The organism is Streptomyces sp. NBC_00539 (assembly GCF_036346105.1).
Taxonomy (GTDB): domain Bacteria; phylum Actinomycetota; class Actinomycetes; order Streptomycetales; family Streptomycetaceae; genus Streptomyces.
The window spans coordinates 362,797-382,519 of record NZ_CP107812.1 but is presented as its reverse complement, the minus strand read 5'-3'; the positions used below and the strand labels follow the sequence as shown (position 1 = coordinate 382,519).

Below are 19,723 nucleotides of genomic sequence, written 5' to 3'. Positions count from 1 at the left end.
GAGTACCCGCGTCTGCGGAACTGCACGCGTATCTGCGCCGTTTCGTCTTCGCGATCACGCCATCGGGCGCGCCTTTGGGTATGCGCCGACTCCGCTCGAGTTCGAGGGGGTCGGCATGACCTAGCGGCCATCGGCCGCGCGCGCCGATAGGTGGACTAGCAATCCACTGTGGCCCCGCGCGGCCCATCTCGCCGACCATCAGGTCGGCCGCCCAGTTCCCGGATTAGGCCCCGGTCCTGGGCTCCAGCTCATAGAGCTGGATCTGTTCCCTGCAAAACCCCGCTTTGGCGAGCGGGTCACCCGGTCCGCTTGGCAGCGGACCACCCCGGCTCCTCAGAAGTCCCTTTGGCAGGGGGCCTCTGTTGAGCCACCAGCGTCACCCCGGGTTCCGGCGGCTTTGGCAGGCCGTCGGGCTCGGGGCTCCGTCCGTACAGAGCGCTCGGCCGTGGTCAGGTCCCTTGGCAGGGGCCTGGTCGCGGGTCGGGACGATCCATATGAAGGTTGGTGTCCCGCCATAGTGCACGAGAATGGTGTCCCCTGTCAGCTCGACCGTGTCCGATTCGGTCCGGTTCGAGTCATTCCCGCTTCCCGTGTGACGGGATCGGTGTCCGGTTCATTCATCTTTACGCGGTTCCCACCGGAAGTTGGATTTCCGGTACGAAGCTACAAGAGCAACCCCTTCGGCCTCGGATCGGCGAGCGCGGTCGCGGTGTCTGCCGCCCCGCTCGTGCACCCCATCTGGGAGGTCGACGACAACTCCGTCGACGGCGGCGTCCGCCAGGGCCGCGTCACGTGTGACGAAACGGGTTCCAAGCTTTCTGCCCGCCGCGCGGGAGCGCCGGGGGTGATCCGGGCTCAGCGGGCTCTGTCCACAGGCCGTCTTGTGCAGGGTCGGCGGGTGGATGACGAATCGCGCGTTCCGACTGCTCAGGGGGGTGTCCGCTTTGGCGTGTACACCTCGATGACGACACAGACGCTTTCAGTCCATGCGGTCTTCGCCGCTCCTGTTGGGGCGGTGGGCCGATGAGCGCCGTGGCGGCGCCGGCCGCCGTACTGGACCGCCCGCTCTGGGACGACGTCGACAAGGTCGGCGGGGCCCCGGTCAGGATTCCCGGCCAGCGGAGCGCGCTGCAGCCGGTGCCGGGTGCGGGGGTGGTACGACGGCAGCGGGTTCGTGTGCCGATGCGTCTGGTGTGGTCGCCGGCCTATCAGGACGTGTCGCTGTCGGTGTACGTGAAGGTGAAGGCGCTGGCGTCGCGGCCGGAGGGCTGCCAGGCAAAGACGGAGACGATCGCCTCGTACCTGGGGCTGTCGGCGGCGTCGGTGGAGCGAGGAATGACGCAGCTACGCCGTCCGGGCCCGGACGGTGTAGTGGAGCTGCGTTCGGCGCGCCGGACGCTGCCGGGAGGGATGGGGCAGTCGGCGGTGCGGTCGGTACGGCCGATGTCTGGTGAGGAGGCGTTCGTGTGGCTGCCGGTGGCGGCCGCGGAGGACCTCACGCCCCGGCAGCTTCGGGTGTACGCGCTGGTCGCGTACGCACAGGCGCGGGGGATCGCGTTGACCGAGGCGGAGCTCGCCTCGTGTCTTTGGCACCACTCGGGCAAGAAGGCCGGCGAGGCGCTGTCGGTGACGGCTGCGTCAGCGGTCGTCACCGAGGTGGAGGCTGCGCGCTGGTTGACGGTGCAGCGGCGTGCGGGGCAGCGGGGCCGGAACCTGTACATCGCGCACGACCTCGCTCCGGAGGCCCGGCCGGGCGTCCCGGCCGACGGTTGCAGCGCTGCTCCGGAGGCCGCTGAGACAGCTGTGGACAGTGGTTCTGAGGGGTCGGCCAGTTCCCAAGTTGGTGAGGGATCGGGTTCCCAAGTTGGTGAGGGATCGGGTTCCCTGGTTGGTGAGGGATCGGGTTCCCTGGTTGGTGAGGGATCCCTCGCCTATAAGGAATCACCTAGGACTGACTCACCGGATGACGAGCGTGCACTCATCTCACCCGCCGTAGGCGAGGTACAGGTAGTTGAGGGCGCTGAGGCTGTGGAAATCCCGGCTGCCGCGACGACACGTTCGACCAGCGGGGGTGGTGTCGCGCTGCGCGCGGGTGAGATCAGCCAGCCCTCCTCGAAGCCGAGCAGCGAAAAGCGCACCAGCAAGGATGGCGGGTCGTCCCGGTCATCGCACACCGGACCGCAGCTGGCCATGAGCCCGGAGATCTACGCTGTGCTGGAGCCGGTCCACGTGCTGCTGGAGCAGGTAACGAGCAGCTTCGTTGCCCGGAAGATCGCCCGTGAGGTGGGCCGTCAGCTGCGCGAGGGCACCGCCCCCGACCGTCTCCGGCACCGGCTGACGGCCCGCCTGGCCAAGGTGATGCTCTCCGACATCCGCGATCCGGGCCGGTGGCTGCTGGGGGTGGCCCTGCCCCGCTGGGGCTGCGGCTACCAGGACTGCGAGGCCAGCATCATCTGGCGGACCGGCGCGGCCTGCGATCTGTGCGCCGAAATCGTCCAGGACCAGCGCGCCGCCCGCCAGTGCGAACAGCGCCTGGAGCAGGGCCTGTGCCCCCAGCACGGCACCCGACCCGGACCGTTTGGGCGCTGCGCCGACTGTGAGCTGGACGCCGCCATCCGGCGCCCCGCGCCGGTTCTGGTGCCCCGGGAGCCCGAAGGCCCGCGGCGTGCCTCGTGTGGCGACTGCGGGTGCGTGATCTTCCTGACCGGGCGGGCCGTCGACACCGGTCTGTGCAAGCTGTGCCGCGAGGAGGCCGATGCCCTGACTGTCGCCGTTGCCGCTCCCGCTGCGCCGTCGGTGCCGGGGGCCTGCTCCGGGTTCGACGGTGAAGTGCCCTGCACCCGCAGGGCCCTGCCGACCCGCAACGTCTGCCTCACTCACCGCTCCCGGGAGCTTGCCGGGGAGGTGGCGTGATGAGCCAGAGTGCTGAGCCCAGCGGCGTGGACCTGGCCCGTGTCGCCCTGCGGGCCGCGCGGGAGGCCGCCAAGAAGACCGGCGCCCGCACGGCGAAGAACAAGCCGCGGCTGACCCGGACGGTCCGGCGCGACGGCCGCGCCCCCATGGGCCTCGGCGAGGCGTTCACCGCGCTCATGGCCGAGCGCGGCTGGGAGACCCCGACAGCCGGCGCCGGGCTGTGCGAGCGGTGGGCGGTCCTCGCCCCTGACCTCGCCGAACACGTCGCGGCGGTCGGCTACGACGCGGAACGCGGGGAGCTGACGCTGCGCCCGGACTCCACGGCCTGGGCGACGAAGGCCCGGCTGGAGGCGTCGCGAATCATCACCGACGCCAACCGCTCGGCGCGCACCGACGCGGTCTGTACGGTGCGCGTGCTGTCACCCGGCCCCCTGCCCGCGCCCATCGCGGCCGCCGAGCCGGTCCCGGGAAGTGCACCGGTCGTGCAGGGTCCGGTACGTACGCGCGAAACAGCGACGGCCGGCTACCGCCGTGCACTCGAGGCCCACCAGCAGGCCCACACCCAGCGACAGCCGGACCCGGCCACCGCGGCTGCCGTCGGGCGGCAGAACCGGGTCCTTCGGGAGGCAAGCCGTCACGCGTTCCCGGAGCCCGAGGCGGTGCGCGTCGATCAGCCAGCGCCTGTCGACGCTGTACTTGTCCAGCGGCGCCGTGACGCCGAAGCCGTACGCCTGCGGGCACTGCACCGAGCCCGAGCCGAGCGGGCCGGACTCGCCCAGCTGCCGGCCCAGGTCCCGAGGGCAACCTACTCACTGGATCAGACCGGCTGAGCCGCCGGTCCGTGTCAGACCGGCTGAGCCGCCGGTCCGTGAAGGAGGGTGCCAAGGGGCAGAATGTGCTGCCCTGGATATCCGGCTCTCGGGGTGGTCAGCCAGGAGAGCCGGTCGGACGATGGAGTCGGTGAGATGTCGAAGAAGCGCCGAACAAAGCAGGGTTCCTCCGCCAAGAAGCCCCGCCCCGATGTCAAAACGCCGACGGGCAGCACGGCGGCCGTACACATTCCCGAACAGTCCACCCCGGTGACCGTGGAACCATGGGACGTGGAGGGTGACGGCGACCTCTACGGCGGCGAGTCCACTGGAGGGGTCGCGGTAGATTTCACGTTCCGTGGAGCCGTTTTGCCCGGGGTGCTCATGTCGTTCGGGGACCTGTTTGCGAAAGAGCGCCGGCGGGAGATCTCTGCAGGGTGGGGGTACGCGGTGGAACTCCCAGCCGTCCTTGACCTCCTTGAGCATGTTGAGCAAGGCATCGTGGAAGCGAGCGCGGCCCGAGCCCTGCTCCTCGAAGCCGCCGAGAAGTTGTACGGCCCCTTCGGCTGCAGGGCGTTCGAGGACCCTGCCAAGGTCCGGGCCAGCTGCCAGGCAGCCGGCGGGTGCGCCCTGTGCGAAGAGCAGCGCTCGTGGTTCGAGAAGCTGCTCGACCAGTCGGACGTGTTGTGGCACCGCCTTCAGCAGCCGGAGGTGTACCCCTTCGCTGCCGGACGCCGAGGGATTCACGACACCACATGTTCGGTGGTCAAGCGGGAAACCCCGGACAACTACGCCCGCCCGGTCGGCGAGGCGTACACGCAGGCACTGCACCTCTACAGCCACACCGTCGTGCCCTACGACCGCGACATCTTCGAAGGCGCCCGCTCCTACCCCTCCTTCACGGCGATGACCCCAGAGGAGGCCAGGGCATGGATTGCCGAGCGCACCGGCCCCAAGGGCGGTCGGAACTACGCCCGCTGCCAACGGTGCGCCCCCGCCCTGTAATCCCCGCCTGCTACACCGGACCGACGAGCAGGCCGCCGCGTCCAGCGTCGCCGTCAGGCCGCGGCGACGGAGGCCGCCACGCTGCGCCCGGCCCGCAAGAGCGCGTGCGGCACGGGCATACGGCGGCGTCGCCGTGCCGCCGTGTCGGAGGCTCACTCGTTGTCTCCGCGCTCTGTGGAATCCGCTAGCTGTTAACCACCCGGACAGCGAGAATTGTCCAATGCCTCTCATGGATCCTTCCGAAGCCCTCGCGAGCTGCGAACGGTCGCTGCGGGAACTGCTTACCATCTCGCTACGCGACAAGTTCGGCGACAACTGGCTCCAGGAGGTCTTCACCACCGAGGACCTGGCCCGGCTCCGTGAAAAGCAGGAGGTAGAGGCCAAGCGCCGCACCAAGCGAGGTGCGGCCGCCGTGTCAGCGAGCTTGATCACCTATGCCGAGTTCACCCAGCTGACCCGACTCGTAACCAGGCATTGGGACCTCCTCGATGGAGCCCTGGGGGCCAAGAAGGAGATCACCGTCCTTCTGGACCGCATCGAGGCTATGCGCAACGCCGTCGCACATAGCCGGGAACTCCTGCCGTTCGAGCAGGAACTGATGAGCGCCATCGCCGGAGAGATCAGGAACCGAGTGACCATCCACGTCAGCGGCCAGGACGCCTCCGGCGAATACTTTCCCCGCGTCGAAATCGTGCGCGACAGCTTCGGCCACAGCACCGAGACAGCTATCTCGGCTCAAGATCAGATGTTCATGGTGCGGACCGGCGTGACCCTGCGCCCCGGCGACGTTGTGCGGTTCACCTGCCGCGCGGTCGATCCGCAAAGCAGGCCCCTGACGTGGCGTATGCAGACGCCGGACGGAACAAGCCACGACGCTGGCGAGGGTGAGGACCTTGAGATCGTCTGGCAGGTTGAGGAAAAGCACATCCATACCAACGCGTCGCTGCTCTTGACAGTGAGCAGCGACGGCCAGCACCACCGCTATGGGACCGTCGGCTGGGATGCGGCCGTGGACTTCCGCTACAAGGTGCTTCCGCCTGTGACCTGATCCGTTGGCAGGCCGAGCCCATCGTGCGCCGCTCCTGTCAGCGCGCTGGAGGGCCCGCTGCGGAGCCAGCCGACGACGTCAAGTTGGAACGAAGGCTGGGGGTATGCGGGGTGACCGGCGGCAGATCCAGACGGCGGTGCTGGGCAGCGCGGACTCGGAGGAGCCGCTGATGCTGCCGCTGGAGGCAATCGAGCTGGACGCCTGCCGGCATCGGCATCAGCTCGACACGTTCTGGTGCGGTCTGCTCCTCGGCGGATGCGGAGCCCAGCGGACCACGAAGCTTTACACCGCCCGGGTCTGTCACTTCGCCCATCACCCCGGCCCGGACGGCCAACCCCACATCTGCGGCCGCCGGGCCCGAGGCATCTCCAGCGCCGACCACCTGTACGTGAAGTCCGCGGCCGCCGCCTGGTTCCTGAACAGGGGCGAGGAGGCCGACATCGCCTTCGCCCAGCCGAACGGGGCACCGGTCGGCTCACTGGTGGACATCACCTCCCGGCACCGCCGGCTGCGCGTGCACCTGGACCAGGCCGTGGAGCCGGTGTGGGACGACGACGGCATCGAGCCGGTGCTGGGGAACACCGTGCATTCCTCATATCGGGTTATGCGGTCCCGGCGTTCTGTTCGCCATTGTCCTGAGCTGGAACGCGAGTGGCAGGTGCGGGCATCGACACCACGACCAACAGCAGCTTCTCAGCCAATGCAGGTGTGAATTAGGGCAGGCCCAGGAGCTCTTCGCGTGCCGGGGGCCGGTCCGTCCCATGATCTGGCCGGGGCCACCGCCGGCCCTTGGGCGGTGAGGAGTCTCAACATGGGCGTGAACAGCAGTTACCTGTCCAAGACGGAGGTCCAGGCAGTACTGGGCGTCACCTCCTTCCGGCCTGTGGCGGCTGGCACGGAAGTACGACGACTTCCCCCAGCCGACCGAGCCGCCCGTGCCACTCGGCCTGACCGGTGACCGGAAGGAGCCCGAAGAGGTCTGGGACGGTACCCAGCTCTACCAGTGGGCGGCCCGGACGCCGGAGTTCTCCCACCGCGGCGCCGTGCTGCTGCGCCCGCTGCCTGAAGACCTCACGCCCGGCCGGTGGGGCGGCTACAAGGACACCTCGCGTGGACCGGCGCTGGATTGGCATACCGCCCTCGGCACGATCCGCTTCGTGCACAGCCACAACCGCAAGGTCGCCACCGACGTCGCCACCGCCCTGACCCAGGCCGGGAACCCGGACGGCGTGCGCACCGTCTGCGCCCTGTATGGCGACGTGGGTATCACCGGGCCCGCCCTGGTCGCCGCCGAGGTAGCTCACCCCCGTATCGAGTACGAAGCCGAATGGGGCGATGTCGCCGCACTCGCCGGACAGGCGCTGCCTTGGTGGCCTGAGCGGCTGCGCCTGCCCGAGCTGATCCGTGCGTGGAAGCCCGGCAGCCCGGCCGCCGTCGCGGACGTACCGCCCAACACGAACGAGCAGATCCTGCGCCGCGTCGCGCACCGCCCGCCTCGAGCACGGCGCCGACGTCGCGCTGTTCGTCACCACCTGCCGCGCGTTCACGAAGGCGGCGCTGGGCCTGGCGCTGGGCCAGGACATCGTGGCCCTGCACCGCGACCTGCTGGGCTCATGGGTGAAAGGCGCCCACCTGGAGACCCTGAGCCCGCTGAACGGCAGCGGCGGCGGCACCAGGCTGCGTCCCTCCGCCTGACCGTGACACCCGGCGGCAAACAGGCACCCGGGTGGCGGCCGCGCCCCGCGCAGGCGTTCGGGAGGAGACAGCGTGGGGGAAGGGCGCGAGGTCAGGGGCTTCGGGCGAGGACGTCGTCGATGCGGGAGGCGTCGGCGACCCAGGTTGCGGCGGCTGGCGCTATGAAGCCGAGCACGGTGTGGATGTCGTCTCGGCGGGCTTCGAGCGGCAGGTGCCAGATGCCTTCGTGGTGGGCGATGCGGTTGCGGAACTTGTGAAGCCGCTTGACCGGATCTTCCACCGTGGCAAGGGCACGGTTGGGCGCGTGGGGGAAGGCGCTGGCCAGGTCGGGCCACAGGTTGGTCTTGTACTGGCGGGCCAGCAGGAAGCGCCAGAAGCCGAAGCTCAGCTCCGCGATGATCTTCCCGCGCGGGATGGTCGCGCCGGCCCGTCCGGCACGCTCCTGAGCCTGGGCGATATCGGCCCGGGCCTTGCCGCTGAGCGGGACCTGCCTGTCGATGTACCACTCGGTGGTGCGGCCCCGGCGCTGCTGGCGGGCGACGAGCCGTGCGTCCAGCGCGTTGCGCAGCATGATCTCCAGATGCCCGAGCGGTTCGAAGAACGCTGCGGCGAGGTCGCTGTTCCACCGGTACAGCGCGAGTGCGGCGGTGGAATCGCCAGCGCACGCGGTCAGGTAGGGGTTCAGCCGGTCGGGGGTGATCAGCTCGATGACGGCCTTGTCGTCGGGCGGCTCGATGCTGGTGGGCGGCGTGCTGTGCATGGTGGGGCAATCGTAGGTACACTGGGTGGCGAAGACCCTGGAATCGTCCCTGGTAGCCCTCGAAAGTGGGCAGGCCATACCCCCAGGGTTCAGACCTCAGACAAGGGCCGCCCGGCTTGCCGGGCGGCCCTTGTGCTTTCGTATTCCCTCACGCTCGGAGGGGGCAGGTGAGGGGGAGGTGAAGGCAACTTGATCATTTCCGTGACCTGCACAGGCTGGGCGAAGAAGGAGCGGTCGCCGCTTCCAGCGGACGGTAGGCGCGGAACCGCCTGTCGTGGTCGTTTCCAGTGGAAACGACCACGCCCCGCTTGCCCAGCCGAACAAACCGGGCACGGTGTCGCCGGAACCTCCACACAGGTCTCTACCCGCAGTAGAGTCTGTGTATGGCAGATGAAACGAGCATCAAGGTAAGTGCGGCCACCCGTGACCGCCTGGCCGCGCTGGCGACCGAGCAAGGCACCACGATCCGGCAACTCGTCGAGGAGCTCGCTGAGGGCCGTCCAACCCAGGCCGAGTACGCGGAGCGCGCGGAGCAGGCCCGTGCCGAGCTCGCCTCCATGCTGGGCACCGTGCCGAGCGAGGAGGCCGAGGCGAAGGCCCGTGGCCTCCTGGAGCGCCTCGGCGCCAGCCAGGACTCGGCGGCCGCGTAGTGGGGCCGATCGCGGTCGTCCTGGACCACACGACCGCTACCGCCCTTCACGACCCCAAGGACCCGTACAACGAGGCCGTCGCCGCGTTCTACGTACAAGCCTCCGGCGGCCTGGGCACCCTCTACGCCCCAGTGCTCTCCCTGACCGCGGGTGATACCGGGCGGCCCGGCCTGCTCGCCTACATCAACGGGCTGCGGTTCATCGAGATCGAGCCCTTCGACACCGCCGCCGCCCTGTCCGCCACCGAGCTCCTGCACGCCGGGCACCGCTGGGCCTCCGTCCACGCCATCCACGCGGCCCGCCCCTCGGCAGACTTCCCCGCCGGCCGGTACCTGCTCACTCTGGAGCCCGAGCTGTACGACGGCACCGGCGTCCAGGCCGTCCATCCTGATCATTGACAGGACCGTCCAAGACCAGCCGTGTCACCCGGCGGGGGTCTGCACCCCGTGCTGCGGTCGGCGCACTTGAAGGGGCACTCGCCATCGCTGGCCACTGCCCCTCTTTTCTTTTGGTCCGCACGCCGATCGGTCGGCGTGCGGACCATCGTCTTGCCGGGCTCCTGGTACCGGAGGCAACTCACGAGGCACCCGGACCGGCTGGTGGCGCTGAAGAACGGGGGCGAGGTGCTACGCAGGGCGGACAACGGGGAGCTGAGCATCCGGGGCATACGCGGCTCGTTCCGTGGGCGTCCAGTCCGGTCAGACTGGAGCAGGCCGTAGTCGGTGGTGAGTCGGTCGGCGATCCGCTCCACCAGCGCGGGTTAATGGAAACGGCGGCCGGTGTGCAGCAGCCCCGCTACAGGTGGGGCAACTGCTCGCGTACGGGGCCGGCGAGCTCGGCGTAGAAGTCGGTGCGGTCCTGGGCCTGGAGGACCTGGGCGCACACGGTCAGTAGGCCGGTGCGGGCCTCGGGCCGGTCCAGGACGGGGGCGAGGTCGGTTCGGATGCGGGCGGCCGCGGCGGGGACCAGCAGTGCGTACAGGTACAGGGTGGCGGCGTCGGAGCCGTAGGGGGCGCGGCCCCATCCTTCCCAGTCCAGGATGTGTGGGCCGCGGGTGATGTTGCCGTAGTGGAGGTCGCCGTGGGCGGTGCTCCAGGTGATGGCGTCGTTGAGCTGGTGGCCGGTGAATTGGGGGATGACGCGGCGGAGGTACTCCTCGTGTACGGCTTCGCGGTCTGTCGGCGGCGGTACGTCGGCGAGGGTGTCCAAGGCGGCGACCATCTCCTTCCACCACGTCCCGGGCAGGCCGGGGTCTTCGTCGAGGACGGGACGCGGGGAAACGATCGGGTCGGGGGCGAGGCCGTACAGCTCGGCCCGGTAGGCGTAGCCCTCAGTGGTCCAGTCCCGAATGCGGAACAGGTCGGGGCGCGGCACCGACGCGGGGAGGGCGCGGGAGGTGGAGGGGCCGTTCCACAGCTTGTCGCCCTCGGTGCCGGCCTCGGCGCAGACGACGCGGAGCCAGTGCGGGCCGGCAGCCCCCGACAAGGTTCGGCCCCGGTACCCCCACACCCGCCGGCCGGTGGCGCGCAGGCCGAACTGGTTTGCGGCGTGCTGCTGGGCGGCCAGCATCCGGTCGACGGTGGCGGGTGCGGGGGCGTCGAACATGGCGGATCCCTACCTCGGCTGGGAGACGGCGGCCGCGTCCTTGGATACCAGCTCGGTGGCGAGGGCCGCGACCTGTTCCACGGTGAGGCCGGAGCGGTCGGCCAGTTCTCCGAGGGTCAGGCGGGCGCCGGAGACCAGGGCCTCCAGCGCGGGGCGCACGGATGGGTGGAGCTCCCATTCGTGTCCGGCGGCGCGCAGTACGACGGCCTCGTCGGCTGCCTCCAGCGCGGCCCGGGCGGTGGTGAGGGCCAGGACCAGCCCGGGGTCGGCTGGGACGTCGTCGATGTACGGGAGGGAGGGGGCCGGGCGGCCGGGGTCGCGGGCGTCCAGGGAGGCGGCGAACTCCGAGACGATGTGCGGGTGGAGGGCTTCGGACACCTCCTTGCGTAGCTGCTCGGCGTACGCGGTGCGCTCGGCGGGGCCGGCCACGATGGGCACGCCCGCCCGCAGGGTGGGGGAGTGGAGGAGCTGCCCGGCCAGCCACAGCAGGAGGTGGTGGCCGGTCACTGGGGTCAGCCCGCATGTCAGGTGCAGGGAGCGGCCCTGCGTGGCAGCCACCGCGTGCCACCAGCCCCGCGGTACATAGAGCATGTCCCCGGCCTGCAGAATCACTTTGGCGAGCGGCGGCCCGGTGGGCTTCTCGGGGGCTTCGACGTCCAGGCGGAGCGGGTCTGTGCGGGTGGCTCCGTACAGGTTCCAGCGCTTCGCGCCTTCGAGCTGGAAGATCACCGTGTCGTGGTCGTCCCAGTGGATACCGAAGGCTTCGGTGGGGTGCCAGGAGGCGTACAGGTTGGCCTGGACGTCGGTACGAAAGTGCCGCTCCAGCGCCTCGGCCAGGGCCTGGACGCCGGGGTGGAGCTTGTCGACGGCGTCCAGGACCAGGGAGGCGCCGGCGCTGATCTGTTGGTGGAGGCCGGAGGGCTCGACGCGGTGGCGGACTTCGGAGCGCTTGTGATCGAGGTGTGCAGGTACTCGTACGGCGGGACCTGCTCCCCGTCGTTGAACAGGCGCAGGCGCGGGGCGTCGAGGCGGTGTCGGGCGACCAGGTCGTTCAGGTCGTCCCACGTGAACATGCCGCTGAGGTCGGCGGCCTGTGACCAGTGCTGGTAGGAGCGGCCGAAAGCCTCGGCGAGGAATTCCCCGCCGAGGCTCCGGACCGCCGCGTCAATCGCGGTGGTCATGGTCGGCGATCAGTCGTTGCCGTCGCCCTTGCCGGTGCCCCCGCCGTCGGGGGTCCGGGTCGCGGCCCCCTTGATGGAGCGACTGGAGAGGATCAGGTTCATGACGTACTCCTTCTCTCGTGTCGGATGGAGCGTGGACGGCGCCCGCCGCCCCCAGGCGAGGCGGGCGCCAGTGCGGGGCCGGCTGGGATGGGGAGCCCCTGGAGGCGTTGTCCCGGCCGGTTCCGTTCGACCATTGAAGGTCCGGGGAAGACCACAGGGGAGGGCCGCTCCAGGGGGCCGATTCCCGCTGTGGGGTGCCGCGTTGGGGGGCCAGGATGGTCTTTCGAGACCCACACTCGGGGAGGCCCGGCATGGTGAGCCCGGACGGAATCGGCGAGCTGCTGCGCACCATCAGGGAACGGGCGGACCGGACTCGCGAGCAGCAGGCCAAGTGCATGACCGCCGCCGGCCTCGTGTGCACGGTCGAGAACCTGAAGCGCTGGGAGCCCGAGCGCCGCTTACCGACCCCGGTCTGGTGCGATCCGCACCGTCTACGGCCTGACCGACGAGCAGCTGGACCAGGCCCTGGAGAACACCCGGCGACACCGCAGGCAGCAGAGGATGGAGGACGACGACGTGAAGCGACGCAAGCTGTTCACCCTGGCGGCGGCCACGGCGGGGTTCGCCGTGCTGCCCGGCATCGCGCAGGCCCGGGAGGGCATCGAAACCGGCCTGGACGCCGGCGGCGCCGGGGACCTCGCCTACCTGGAAGGCGCGTTCGAGCGGCACCGGGGCGGCTACAACGGGCGGGCTCCCGATGCCGTCCTCGGGGAGATGCGGGAGGACCTGGCGCTCCTCGCCGCCGTCCTGCGCCGGCCTCACCCCGCGCGGGACCGTACCGACCTGGCGCGTACAGCCGCCGGGATCTCCGGCCTGGTGGCCATCGTCCAGCATGACCGCGGCGATCAGGCCGACGCGCACCGCTGGTTCGCCACCGCAGAGAAAGCGGCCCGCGAGTCCGGGGACCGGCGGATGACGGCCTGGGTCCTGGGCCGTCACGCCATGGTCGGCCTGAACTACGGCGCCCCGGGACAGGCCGCCCGCATCGCCGCGCAGGCCCGCCGGGAAGCCGGCGGCCGCCCCTCCGGCGCGGCCGCGCTCGCGGCCGCCGTCAACGCCCGCGCCCTCGCCGCCGTCGGCGACCTGGCTGGCGCCCGCCGGGCAGTGGACGACGTCCGCACCCTGGCCGAACAGCTGGACGGCCCCGAGTCAGCGGACACCTGGTTCGGATACCCGGCCCAGAAGCACGCGGTGCACCTCTCCCAGGCGTACACGCTGCTCGGCGACACCCGCGCCGCCTACCGGGCGCAAGACGACGCCCTGGCCCTGACCACCTCGCCATCGGTGATGACCCGCGCCCTGATCGCCATGGACACCGCCGCCTGCCTGCGCGTCGACGGAGACCCGGGCGCAGCCGCCGCGATGGCAGCGGCCGTCTACAACCGGCTGCCACCCGCTTACCGGACCGGCCTGGTGCACTCCCGCGCCCAACTGCTGCATGAAGCGGCCCACTTCGTCCCGCCCTGGCGGTCACGTCGTGATCGTCACCCGTTCCCCCGAGGAGATCACGAAGACCGCTGCGGGCAGTAACTGGACGGCCCACCATGACGGCTACTGGTCGAGCGAGGGGAAGGGGACGTTCCAGCGCGGCATCAGCGCGGCGGAGACCACCGCGCTCGCCCGCCGCGCCGGCCTCGCCCCCGCGGCGGGGACGCCTGGGCTGCCACTGCCCGGAGTGAGCCACATCGTGCTGGCCAAGCCCGGGCTTTAGAGGCGTTGCGGGACCGGCACCGCGGGTCAGCGGTTGCCAGTCCAGACAATGCGCTCCGAAAAGCCTCCCCGCTGCTCGGCCTTGGAAGCGCGGAGTTTCTCCAGCTGATCGGAATCGACACCGAGGTCCGCGGCGAGCGCGAAGGCGACCTCGAGGACGTCCGCGAGCTCCTCGGGGGCATCCGTCTCGTCCGCCTCCATATACTCCGCGACTTCCTCGGCCAGCTTGGCGCGAAGGCGCTGGCGGTACTCGGCCGGGTCGGCCACGTAGACCTCCGGTTCGGCCCCGTCGGCGCGGATGATCTGAGGAATCCGGTCCCGTACCAGCTTACCTTCGGTGAGCACGTACTCTCCTGCACCAGTTCGTCCTTCGCCGACCACGCGGCCGGCCCCGTGTTGTTCGAGCGTAGAGATGGCGCCTCATCCGGCGCCATCAGAACCAGGAATCCCACCCGAAGTGGTCAGTCCTTCGGATCCGCATGAGTGCTCGTGAGGAGCGCCCGAGTCAGAACTGAATCCATGGCAAAGCTCCGGTCGTGACGAGCAGGTCCAAGTGCTCGATCGGTTCTGCGGCTTTCTGCAGCAGAAAGTTCAGGTAGCCGACCGTGTCACGTGCCGTCCGCACGCCCCCCGGCACCGGCGCGCTAGGTACCAAGCGCCGCTTGGTCTGCGACGGCACCGCGGATCCACAGAGGCGGGGTGTTCGTCGGACGGCGTAGTCACCGATCCACAATGTGGCCAGTCGACCGAGCCGGTTGTGCTCGGGATCGGTGAGGGCCAGGGTCACCGTCCAGCTCGGCTCTGCGCGCTAGTCTTCGGTCCACCCTGCGGCGTCGGGTCCTTCCGCCAGGGGAAGGCTCCGGACAGCCGAGCTGCCCGCCTCGGAATGGGAAGGCCACGACCCCGAGCAACTCACCTCCGAGGAGGAAGTCTGGGGTTCCGCCCGTCGGCAGATCGCATCCCGACCCAGCTGGCCTCCCGGCCCGCGGAGGCTTCTTGGCATCATCTCGACATGACCCCGACCCTTCCCCGCACTGTCCGAGCCGTCAACACCGCTCAGCTCCTGGACCTGGCCCAAGAGGCCGCCATGCACAGCTTCAGCCAGCGTCTCCCGGTCGACTGGCTCCAAGAGCACCTCGCCGCAGAGACGACGCATTACGTGTTCCCTACCCTCGTCCAGCGGCTCACGCACCGTCCAGAGATGCCGCTGCAGTGGAGGTGCCAGCAGCTCCTGACTGTCAGCACCGGCGAACAGATCTGGGGTCTGCTCGACATCCTTCCCGGCACCTTCGACAAGATCCCGGAGACCTTGGACAAGGCGTCCAAGAAAGACATCGTCAGCCGCATCGAGCAAGCAGTGACTGTGCGGGAGTGGGTGGAACGGACGGCTGCCGATGCAGGCCCCCGGACAGCGGTGCTGTTGAGACAAAATGGAACGTCCAGGTCACAGTGGTGACGCCTGACATCGAAAAAACAGAGCCTCGCACCTATGTGTGATTACCCGATTTTGCGCGGGTCTGCAGCTCCTCGACGTCGGACGGGCCCTGCCTGCGGGAGTCCTGCTCTTCGAACAGGGCGACCGTCCCCGGACTGCGGATGGCGGCCAACTCCTCGCGCCCGGCGTCCTCGGCGGACGGCCGGCCCGGTACAGCTCCCGGTACGCCTCGGCCTCCTTCTTGTCGTACTCGGCAGCGATCTCCAGCGCCTCCTTGCGGCTGGTGCCGGCCAGCCGCGATGCCGCCCTCGGAGGTTGCGGTGCCCGCGAGCGGCCCTACGACCTGACCAGCGCAGTCAGGATTCCGGGAGTCGGTGATCGGGCTGCACCAAGGTTCCGGCGTACGGGTGAGACAGGAATGACGTAGCCCCCGCCCTGGTCAGGGGGCGGGGCTACGACGTGAGGTGCTCGGGTCAGATGCGTACGCCGAACATCCGGAGCGTGGCCTTGCAGAGCTGCACCATGAGCTTGAGGGGCCAGACGATGCATAGATTGATCATCAGGCTGACGAGGCCGAACATGGTTCCTCCTTCCCTTGGGAGCGTGGCCTACTCGCAGCCGACGCCGTCGCCGTCACGGTCCAAGTGGCGGCCGTAGCCCGGATCGCCCCTGTGAACAGGGGCGGCGCCGGCAGCTCGCGCGGCCGTGCAGTTCTTGTAGTACACGCTGCCTCCGCCGGAGCCACCGGAGCCGCTTCCTCCGCCGGAGCCGCCGGTGGTAGAGGTCGAGCCGCCTGTGGACGAGTTGTGGGAGTCGTCGTCGTTGGGGGCTGGCGCCGGCTTGGGGTGCAGTTCGGTGTGCTGCGACGAGGGGCACGCGGTGCCGGGGGCGGCGAGCTGCAGGTAGGCGGTCGTGGTTTTGGGAGTCTGGAGTTCTTTGTTCTCGGCGGGCTCCTGGAAGCAGACCACCCAATCGTCCACGGCGCCGGGAAGGGTGACGTCGGTGTACGCGCTCTGCGGCTCGATCTTCTGGAGTCCGATCGGCTTGAGTGCTTCGGACGCCTTGGCGAAGGTCTGTCCGACAACCTTGGGCATCTTCGGATACGGGATCGGTTCGCCGTCGTTGGCCGGGCACGGGACCTCGTTGCGGACCACGCCGAAGTCGAGCGTCGGCAGCTTGCCGATCTGCTTGGCTGCCGGGGTCTGGAAACACACCTTCCAGTTGTCGTCGTCCCACTGGCTTGTGTTGGTGTCAGCAGCGTCATGCGAGGTCGCGTTGTAGCCAGCGGTTGAGGCCGCCTTTTTTGCTGCCTTGAGGCTCTGGCCGACGAAGCTAGGAGGGGCGGACGGGCTCGGGCGCGGACTGGTGCTCGGTGCGGTGGCGAGCGCCTGCGGCTTGGCGTCGGTGTCCGTCTTCTTCGGTGGGTCGGACAGTAGCGGGATCAAGAACCAGATGCCGGACAGGACGGTCGCGACAATTTTTTTCGTTTGGCTCCAACGGCTTGTCCAGGCGAGTGCGATACCCACCGGCGGCAGGAAGAACAGCATTGTGATGATCAAGGCGGGATGCTGCCACCAGCGTCGGGGCGGCGCGGGCGTGGGCGAGTAGGCGTGCGGCGGCGGGTACACGAGTCTCCTGGTCCTGAGCACTACTTGAAACCGCAAAGAGTACACAGATAGTTAAAGATTCTTCACCGACTGTTGCTTGGGCGCTGAGACCGCGAAGCCCTGGCTGTGCCTCGGCGGGTGCCTCGGACAGGAACCTGGGGGCTGTGACGGCGGCGTTGATGGGCCGTGGCGGGCGCGCTTCATGGTCTCTCATGTCGTGAATCCGGTCCGTTGGGCCGGACCGCGTTCGCCCGGTGCGTGGGCAGCGGCAGGCTCGCCCTGGTCGCCGCCGCCGTTCGACCGGGCGATGCAGCAGATCCTCGACTGTGAGGTCTTCCTCGACGATCAGCGCAAGTAGATCGACGTGTGAGGACGCCTTCGGAGCCTGCCCGCTTCCGGCGTCGGACCGCTCGCGGGTCACCGATGCGCGCTCCACGCGCGCAGAGGGCGAAGGGAAAGTTACCGCTGTATAAGCAGGTCCTACGCGGTTCGTGGTTCACGCAGCCCTGTCCTCGGTGCCTCGCCAAGAAGGGCAAGGGCTGCCTTAACGACGACGGCATCGGCAACGGCCCCCGCCGGCAGCTCCCCCACGACGAACGCCTCCGTCTGATCATCAACGAACGAAAGCGTCAGGCTGAGCCGTCCCCGCGCTCGCAGCTACGTTCCGTGTGGGCGTTACCGACGTCGCCACTACCTGCAAGGCCGATCCGGGGGTCCGCTGCAACTCGCCGGGCGGCCACCCGCACCAATCCCGCGTCGCACAACTGCGGCGACAGACCCGGTGAGCTGAAAGGAGGGCGGCTGTGGGGCATGCGGTCGAGGCCAGCACCCAGGAGGGCGCGGCACAAGTGTGCCATCTGCTCGCGGACGGGGACCGGTGAGCTCGGCGCAGGCCTCAGGCCCGTCCATTATCCGACCGCACGCCAGACCTACCGGGGCCTGGGCTGGAAGCCGAAGGCCACCATCGCCGAGGGGGTGACCCGATACGTGAAGTGGCTCCAGGACACCTCGGCTGCCGCCCCGGAATGGCTTGAGTGGTGGGCTCAGGAAGTCTTTCGGGGGTTGACGTAGAAGTGGTGCTGCGTGAGGGCTGCCCCTGGGGCGAAGGAGGGGCACTGAAAGGCGTGTGGACAGATAATCTCCGCGCAGATAGTCTTCTCGAAGAGAATCTTCGACCAGGAGGCCACTGATGTGGACGTACGAGCACAGCACCGAGACCGACGCCGCACCCGAGGCGATCTGGCGTCTGTGGGCTGACGTCGAGAACTGGGGAGTCTGGAACACCGACATCGCGAGCATCCAGATCAGCGGCCCGTTCGCGGCGGGCGCTGAGATCGTGATGACGCCAGCCGGCCAGGACCCGGTGCACCTGATCGTCGCCGAGGCGACCGTCAACGAACTGTTTGTGGACGAGGCCCGGTTCGACGGGCTGCTCCTTCGCACCATTCACCGGCTCGACCAGGGCAAGCAAGGCCGCACTCGAGTGACGTACCGGATGGAGATCACCGGCACCGGAGCCGACCAGCTCGGCCCGCGAATCGGTCCGGCCGTCACCGCGGACTGGCCCGAGACCATGGCCGCCCTGGTCAAGCTGGCACAGGACTGATGGCCCTCAGCCCCGGCGACAGCCCTGGGTTCCTGCTCTGGCACGCCACGCTGCGCTGGCAGCGCGATATCGCCGCGGCCCTCGGCCCGATGGACCTCACCCACGTCCAGTTCGTTCTGCTTGCCTGCACCTGGTGGCTGAATACCCAGGGCGAACACCCCAACCAGCAGGCCCTGGCCCGCCAGGCCGGCACCGACGTCAAGATGACCTCGCAGGTCCTGCGCGCCCTGGAGGCCAAGGGTTTGATCGAGCGCGAGGTAGACCCCGCCGACACCCGCGCCAAACGGCTGCGTGTCACCAGTGCCGGAGCCGAGCTGGCTCCGCGCGCGATCGCCGCCGTCGAGAACGTCGACACACGTTTCTTCCAGCCGGTGGTGCACGACGACGCCGTAACCATGCTCAGCCGCCTGGCCCACCCCGAATCCTGAAGCCCCCAACGCGGACACCGCCGGCCCCAAATCGTCGCCCGACGGTGTCCGCGTGACACCGCCCGGTCCGCCCCAACGCCGAGGAACGGCGACTCCTTCGTGACCGTCCGCTCCGCGTACCGGTTCCGCTGCGTGCCTGAGAGCGCCATCGGCTGAAAAAGATGGCCTACGGTCACAAGGCCCCCCGTCAACTCCGTCCGGTGCCGCACGCGCCTCACCCTGGCGACCCTGTTGCTCAGCTTGCGGCCGGACGGAACGCCTCCTCCCAGCAGGGGCCACCTCCGCCAACCAATCATGATCACGGCACTGATCTCGTCGTGGTCATTAGCCCTTCAACGCCGATACTTCCTAGTCTTCGGAGTTGGAATCGGTCGTACGGCCGTGTTCGACTTTCAGTCGCTTCAGTCCCTGATCGCCGTGTCGTAGCGCTGTGAACTGCCCGGATGCCAGCGACGGAAGATCGAGGGCAGCATCTAATGGTGTGCACCAGATGCGTGTCTGGGACTTCGGTTCCGACCGAGCTCACCCAATGAGGAGGACCTTGTGGCACCGGGGTGTGACGCCCGGCCAGGAGGAGCGTGGCCGGGGAAGGGGAGCGCGCCTATCGGTGTGGCTGGCGGCAGCGGTTCCTCACGGCGAAGCCGTCTGCAGGCTTGGGAGGTGGGTCAGAGGCGGAACAGTACTCCGCGCCAGGTCCAGCCGGCGTCGAGGACGGTCTGACGGAGCGGGTTCTTGATCTGGCTGGTTTCGAAGCGGACGGTCTGGACTCTGCGCTCTCGCCCATCGGATCCCTTCTGTTTCTCGTAGACCCAGTACACCGCGTTCGCCGGGCCGCTGGAGCGCTGACCGCGGGTGTGCTCGGCGAACGAGCCCTCCCACTGCTCGTCGAGGGCGCGCACTTCACGCTTTGCCGCGTCCAGGCGCATCCGAGTCCACAGCCGTACGCGCAGCCCGGGCACCCGACACTCGGCTACTAGGTCACCCTCCTTCCCGACGCCGTGGCGCAGGACGAAAGGAACGTCTGTCCCATTGAGCGCGAGGAGCGCCGCGCGCACCTCTTGGATGTGCCGCGGCGTCACCCCTTCCTCGGGGTAGCGGGTTCCGAGGTACTTGTCCATGAATCGACCCATGACTACGCCTCCGCTTCGGTTCCCGGGCGCACGGTGCGC

General features: G+C 69.3%; 21 protein-coding genes. 14 read left to right on the top strand and 7 right to left on the bottom strand.

What is annotated here, in order from left to right; translation table 11 throughout:
• The first annotated feature begins 1,023 nt into the window (after window positions 1–1,023).
• The 6 genes from OG861_RS33865 to OG861_RS33840 all read left to right on the top strand — a co-directional run bounded on the left by OG861_RS33865 (window position 1,024) and on the right by OG861_RS33840 (window position 7,470).
• Window positions 1,024–2,913 (top strand): hypothetical protein, encoded by a 1,890-nt coding sequence (locus tag OG861_RS33865; protein ID WP_330262028.1) that lies wholly within the window; start codon window positions 1,024–1,026, stop codon window positions 2,911–2,913.
• Window positions 2,913–3,743, top strand: coding sequence for a DciA family protein (locus tag OG861_RS33860; RefSeq protein WP_329202840.1), 831 nt, complete (start codon window positions 2,913–2,915; stop codon window positions 3,741–3,743). Before OG861_RS33865 ends, OG861_RS33860 begins: the two co-directional genes overlap by 1 nt.
• A 135-nt stretch (window positions 3,744–3,878) precedes the next feature.
• Window positions 3,879–4,727: a hypothetical protein gene (locus OG861_RS33855; protein ID WP_329202842.1), complete on the top strand. Its 849-nt coding sequence runs from the start codon at window positions 3,879–3,881 to the stop codon at window positions 4,725–4,727.
• Between the two features lie 229 nt (window positions 4,728–4,956).
• A complete protein-coding gene (locus tag OG861_RS33850; protein WP_329202844.1) occupies window positions 4,957–5,775 on the top strand; it encodes a hypothetical protein in 819 nt (272 codons plus the stop codon).
• Window positions 5,776–5,944: 169 nt separating this feature from the next.
• The gene (locus tag OG861_RS33845) at window positions 5,945–6,487 is read left to right on the top strand and encodes a hypothetical protein (protein WP_330262027.1); all 543 of its coding nucleotides are present in this window, start codon (window positions 5,945–5,947) and stop codon (window positions 6,485–6,487) included.
• Window positions 6,488–7,179: 692 nt separating this feature from the next.
• Window positions 7,180–7,470, top strand: coding sequence for a hypothetical protein (locus OG861_RS33840; RefSeq protein WP_329202851.1), 291 nt, complete (start codon window positions 7,180–7,182; stop codon window positions 7,468–7,470).
• Window positions 7,471–7,561: 91 nt separating this feature from the next.
• Here the strand turns inward: OG861_RS33840 and OG861_RS33835 are convergent, their stop codons facing one another.
• Complete coding sequence (locus tag OG861_RS33835; RefSeq protein ID WP_329202853.1) at window positions 7,562–8,230, bottom strand: hypothetical protein; 669 nt, start codon at window positions 8,228–8,230, stop codon at window positions 7,562–7,564.
• A gap of 383 nt (window positions 8,231–8,613) precedes the next feature.
• Here OG861_RS33835 and OG861_RS33830 point away from each other — a divergent pair, with 383 nt between their 5' ends.
• Together OG861_RS33830 and OG861_RS33825 are read left to right on the top strand one after the other, a co-directional pair.
• Window positions 8,614–8,880 (top strand): hypothetical protein, encoded by a 267-nt coding sequence (locus tag OG861_RS33830; protein ID WP_329202855.1) that lies wholly within the window; start codon window positions 8,614–8,616, stop codon window positions 8,878–8,880.
• Window positions 8,880–9,278 carry a hypothetical protein gene (locus OG861_RS33825; protein WP_329202857.1) on the top strand — a complete coding sequence of 133 codons (399 nt, stop codon included), beginning with the start codon at window positions 8,880–8,882 and terminating at the stop codon, window positions 9,276–9,278. The genes OG861_RS33830 and OG861_RS33825 overlap by 1 nt, the downstream gene beginning before the upstream one ends.
• Window positions 9,279–9,675: 397 nt before the next feature.
• Here the strand turns inward: OG861_RS33825 and OG861_RS33820 are convergent, their stop codons facing one another.
• The gene (locus tag OG861_RS33820; protein ID WP_329202859.1) at window positions 9,676–10,485 is read right to left on the bottom strand and encodes a hypothetical protein; all 810 of its coding nucleotides are present in this window, start codon (window positions 10,483–10,485) and stop codon (window positions 9,676–9,678) included.
• Between the two features lie 9 nt (window positions 10,486–10,494).
• Entirely contained in the window at window positions 10,495–11,550 is a 1,056-nt protein-coding gene (locus OG861_RS33815) for a JmjC domain-containing protein (protein WP_330262026.1), read from the bottom strand.
• Between the two features lie 734 nt (window positions 11,551–12,284).
• Here OG861_RS33815 and OG861_RS33810 point away from each other — a divergent pair.
• Both OG861_RS33810 and OG861_RS33805 read left to right on the top strand, forming a co-directional pair.
• Window positions 12,285–13,298: a transcriptional regulator gene (locus OG861_RS33810; protein ID WP_330262025.1), complete on the top strand. Its 1,014-nt coding sequence runs from the start codon at window positions 12,285–12,287 to the stop codon at window positions 13,296–13,298.
• Complete coding sequence (locus OG861_RS33805; protein WP_330262024.1) at window positions 13,246–13,479, top strand: hypothetical protein; 234 nt, start codon at window positions 13,246–13,248, stop codon at window positions 13,477–13,479. Before OG861_RS33810 ends, OG861_RS33805 begins: the two co-directional genes overlap by 53 nt.
• A 26-nt stretch (window positions 13,480–13,505) precedes the next feature.
• On the opposite strand, the gene OG861_RS33800 is transcribed toward OG861_RS33805, so the two are convergent.
• Both OG861_RS33800 and OG861_RS33795 read right to left on the bottom strand, forming a co-directional pair.
• Complete coding sequence (locus tag OG861_RS33800) at window positions 13,506–13,823, bottom strand: nucleoside triphosphate pyrophosphohydrolase (RefSeq protein ID WP_329202865.1); 318 nt, start codon at window positions 13,821–13,823, stop codon at window positions 13,506–13,508.
• A gap of 160 nt (window positions 13,824–13,983) precedes the next feature.
• Window positions 13,984–14,265: a hypothetical protein gene (locus tag OG861_RS33795; RefSeq protein ID WP_329202867.1), complete on the bottom strand. Its 282-nt coding sequence runs from the start codon at window positions 14,263–14,265 to the stop codon at window positions 13,984–13,986.
• Between the two features lie 225 nt (window positions 14,266–14,490).
• Here OG861_RS33795 and OG861_RS33790 point away from each other — a divergent pair, with 225 nt between their 5' ends.
• Entirely contained in the window at window positions 14,491–14,934 is a 444-nt protein-coding gene (locus OG861_RS33790) for a hypothetical protein (protein WP_329202869.1), read from the top strand.
• A gap of 587 nt (window positions 14,935–15,521) precedes the next feature.
• Here the strand turns inward: OG861_RS33790 and OG861_RS33785 are convergent.
• Window positions 15,522–16,472 carry an excalibur calcium-binding domain-containing protein gene (locus OG861_RS33785; RefSeq protein WP_330262023.1) on the bottom strand — a complete coding sequence of 317 codons (951 nt, stop codon included), beginning with the start codon at window positions 16,470–16,472 and terminating at the stop codon, window positions 15,522–15,524.
• Window positions 16,473–16,943: 471 nt separating this feature from the next.
• Between OG861_RS33785 and OG861_RS34430 the strand changes: the two genes are divergently transcribed.
• The 3 genes from OG861_RS34430 (at window position 16,944) to OG861_RS33775 (ending at window position 18,554) form a co-directional block, all read left to right on the top strand.
• The gene (locus OG861_RS34430; RefSeq protein WP_443064490.1) at window positions 16,944–17,591 is read left to right on the top strand and encodes a hypothetical protein; all 648 of its coding nucleotides are present in this window, start codon (window positions 16,944–16,946) and stop codon (window positions 17,589–17,591) included.
• 118 nt (window positions 17,592–17,709) lie between these two features.
• Entirely contained in the window at window positions 17,710–18,126 is a 417-nt protein-coding gene (locus OG861_RS33780) for a polyketide cyclase (RefSeq protein ID WP_330262022.1), read from the top strand.
• Window positions 18,126–18,554, top strand: coding sequence for a MarR family winged helix-turn-helix transcriptional regulator (locus OG861_RS33775; protein WP_330262021.1), 429 nt, complete (start codon window positions 18,126–18,128; stop codon window positions 18,552–18,554). Before OG861_RS33780 ends, OG861_RS33775 begins: the two co-directional genes overlap by 1 nt.
• Window positions 18,555–19,219: 665 nt before the next feature.
• Here OG861_RS33775 and OG861_RS33770 read toward each other — a convergent pair.
• Entirely contained in the window at window positions 19,220–19,684 is a 465-nt protein-coding gene (locus OG861_RS33770; RefSeq protein ID WP_330262020.1) for a hypothetical protein, read from the bottom strand.
• Between the last annotated feature and the right edge of the window lie 39 nt (window positions 19,685–19,723).

Excerpts from the sequence above, each read along its gene's own strand:
- OG861_RS33855 (WP_329202842.1), top strand. The coding sequence starts at position 3,879 with ATGTCGAAGAAGCGCCGAACAAAGCAGGGTTCCTCCGCCAAGAAGCCC.
- OG861_RS33775 (WP_330262021.1), top strand. The coding sequence starts at position 18,126 with ATGGCCCTCAGCCCCGGCGACAGCCCTGGGTTCCTGCTCTGGCACGCC.
- OG861_RS33850 (WP_329202844.1), top strand. The coding sequence starts at position 4,957 with ATGGATCCTTCCGAAGCCCTCGCGAGCTGCGAACGGTCGCTGCGGGAA.
- OG861_RS33780 (WP_330262022.1), top strand. The coding sequence starts at position 17,710 with ATGTGGACGTACGAGCACAGCACCGAGACCGACGCCGCACCCGAGGCG.
- OG861_RS33790 (WP_329202869.1), top strand. The coding sequence starts at position 14,491 with ATGACCCCGACCCTTCCCCGCACTGTCCGAGCCGTCAACACCGCTCAG.
- OG861_RS33860 (WP_329202840.1), top strand. The coding sequence starts at position 2,913 with ATGAGCCAGAGTGCTGAGCCCAGCGGCGTGGACCTGGCCCGTGTCGCC.
- OG861_RS33820 (WP_329202859.1), bottom strand. The coding sequence starts at position 10,485 with ATGTTCGACGCCCCCGCACCCGCCACCGTCGACCGGATGCTGGCCGCC.
- OG861_RS33835 (WP_329202853.1), bottom strand. The coding sequence starts at position 8,230 with ATGCACAGCACGCCGCCCACCAGCATCGAGCCGCCCGACGACAAGGCC.
- OG861_RS33865 (WP_330262028.1), top strand. The coding sequence starts at position 1,024 with ATGAGCGCCGTGGCGGCGCCGGCCGCCGTACTGGACCGCCCGCTCTGG.
- OG861_RS33845 (WP_330262027.1), top strand. The coding sequence starts at position 5,945 with ATGCTGCCGCTGGAGGCAATCGAGCTGGACGCCTGCCGGCATCGGCAT.
- OG861_RS34430 (WP_443064490.1), top strand. The coding sequence starts at position 16,944 with ATGCGCGCTCCACGCGCGCAGAGGGCGAAGGGAAAGTTACCGCTGTAT.
- OG861_RS33830 (WP_329202855.1), top strand. The coding sequence starts at position 8,614 with ATGGCAGATGAAACGAGCATCAAGGTAAGTGCGGCCACCCGTGACCGC.
- OG861_RS33770 (WP_330262020.1), bottom strand. The coding sequence starts at position 19,684 with ATGGGTCGATTCATGGACAAGTACCTCGGAACCCGCTACCCCGAGGAA.